The sequence below is a fragment of the Virgibacillus sp. M23 genome, assembly GCF_034190895.1.
Classification (GTDB): Bacteria; Bacillota; Bacilli; order Bacillales; family Amphibacillaceae; genus Virgibacillus; species Virgibacillus salarius.
Genome location: NZ_JAWDHA010000271.1, coordinates 1 through 440, shown reverse-complemented (window position 1 = coordinate 440; position 440 = coordinate 1). Strand labels below are relative to the sequence as shown.

1 protein-coding gene is annotated in these 440 nt (G+C 52.5%); it reads right to left on the bottom strand.

All coding sequences use genetic code 11. The annotated features are described in order from the left end of the window. On the bottom strand, window positions 1-440 hold a 440-nt coding region (locus RVS70_RS22495; protein WP_321134953.1), incomplete at both ends, for a peptidase dimerization domain-containing protein.

Here is a 440-nt window from a genome sequence, read left to right as displayed (position 1 = left end):
CTCTTGATACAGAGCGAAGTCTTCTCCGCCCGGAGACTGCTCAGCGTGAACAGTTTGGCAGCCAATCCGTGCCGCAGCTTCGGATGCCGCATTCAAAAATGTGCCGTAATTCTGAACGGAAGGCAAATAAGGAAACCACTTGAATTCGGCTTGTGCCCCATAGCCCGCTGCAATTCCTTCAGCCACCCGTTTCATATGCTCTGGAACAGCCTGCCTCGCTTCTTTTTGAAAGGTTCGAACCGTTCCCTCCATTTCAGCTTGATCTGGAATCACGTTCCACGACGTGCCCGCCTGTACTCTTGTGATACTGACGACTGCGTTTTGCAGTGAGCTGATGTTTCGGCTGACCACAGATTGCAGGACGCTGATGTTTTGTCCTGCGGCAGCAATTGGATCAATACTGTTATTCGGGATGCCGGCGTGACCGCCTGTCCCTTTGA